General features: G+C 62.1%; 1 protein-coding gene. It reads left to right on the top strand.

What is annotated here, in order from left to right; genetic code table 11:
* Positions 1-151 precede the first annotated feature (151 nt).
* Positions 152-1,414 carry a chromate efflux transporter gene (gene chrA / locus NW857_RS12515; RefSeq protein WP_414369140.1) on the top strand — a complete coding sequence of 421 codons (1,263 nt, stop codon included), beginning with the start codon at positions 152-154 and terminating at the stop codon, positions 1,412-1,414.
* Positions 1,415-1,588 lie beyond the last annotated feature (174 nt).

The raw sequence follows: 1,588 nt of genomic DNA, 5'->3' as shown, positions 1-1,588 counted from the left end.
AAGCGCTCCGCGCCGCTCACGCGACCACCCCCGGCCCCTCTCCCTGAGGAACGACCCTCACCCCCGGCCCCTCTCCCTGAGGGAGAGGGGAGTTAGGGATCGACGTAACCAACCATTGGATGCCAGGATAAGCGGGTGCCAAGCCTTGGCGATGTCTCCTCAGTCCTCTCCCGGCCAGTCTCCTGGGGTGGCAAGTGGTCTGCCCGATCCCTTGCCCCCTCTTTCGACGCGACTAAAGGAAATTGCTGCGGTGTTCTTGCGGCTGGGATCCCTGGGGTTTGGCGGCCCACAAGCTCACATTGCCATGCAACACGATGAGGCGGTGATCCGGCGGGGCTGGATGAGCCAGGAGCAATTTGCCGAAGGGGTGGGCCTGTGTGAACTGTTGCCGGGGCCGGCTTCTACCCAGATGGGGATCTATGTTGGCTATGTGCGGGCAGGCTGGTTGGGGGCGGTGCTGGCGGGCTTTTGCTTCATCGCGCCGGCTTTTGTGATCGAGGTGATTTTTTCTTGGCTTTATTTTCGCTTTCAGGGGGTGCCACAGCTAGAGGGGCTATTTTTTGGGGTGGCCCCGGTGGTAATCGCCATTGTCTTGGCCTTTTGCTGGAAGCTGGGCCGCAAGGCGGTGCAAGACTGGAGCCGGGGGCTGATCGCGGTGGCGGCTTTTGCTCTGCTGCTAAGAGGGGTGAACATCCTGGTGTTGTTTGGGCTGGCGGCGCTGGTGGGGTTGGTGCTCTACGGGCCAAGGAGCCCTTTGCCAGGGATCCCAGCTCTGCTGCCGGGGCCGGTGTTGATGTTGGCCCAGACGGTGGGGGCCGCGGTTCCGCCAGAAACCCTAGCCGTGAGCAGCTTTTGGGGGCTGGAGCGCATTGGCACTTACTTCTGGCCTTTGACGCTGTTTTTTTTCAAGGTGGGCAGTGCCATCTTCGGGGGAGGGTTGGTGATCATTCCCTTCATCGCCGACGAAGTGGTGGATCAGTTGGGCTGGTTGACGCCAGCGGAGTTTTTGGATGGGGTGGCCATTGGGCAGTTTACCCCCGGCCCGGTGGTGCTGACGGCAGCTTTCATCGGCTACAAGGTGGCGGGGGTGTTGGGGGCGCTGACGGCGACGGTGGCGATCTTTGCCCCTTCTTTTGCCTTTATTTTGCTGGCAGCACCGCTGTTGCTGCGCATACGGCGCAACGCTTGGGTGAAGGGATCCCTGCAAGCCATCACCCCAACCGCGCTGGGGGCGGTTGCCGCAGCCACAGTGCCTCTGGCCCAAAAGGCGCTGCTACAAGAAACAACAGCAGCCTCGTTGATGGCCTTGGGGATCGGTGGGGCGGCCTTGATCGCCCTGCTGCGCTTCCGGCAGCCCACGTGGCTGTTGGTGATGGCTGGAGCGGGGTTGGGCTTGCTGGCCCGCAGCCTGTAGGTGCTTTTGCTTTGGATTCCTGGATCCCCTCTCTATTATGAAGAGAGCCTAACTCGCGCTTGCTGGGATTGACAGCGCTAACTTGCCTGGGGAAGCCCCCGGCCTTCCAGACGGCAGAACAGTTGCCGTATCAACAGCTCCCGTTGGCCCAGCGAGAGATGGGGGGCAAGGGTG

This window comes from Synechococcus sp. H55.9 (assembly GCF_047462355.1).
In the GTDB taxonomy this organism is placed as follows: domain Bacteria; phylum Cyanobacteriota; class Cyanobacteriia; order Thermostichales; family Thermostichaceae; genus Thermostichus.
Note: the sequence above shows the minus strand (reverse complement) of the source record. Positions and strands in the feature narration are given on the sequence as shown.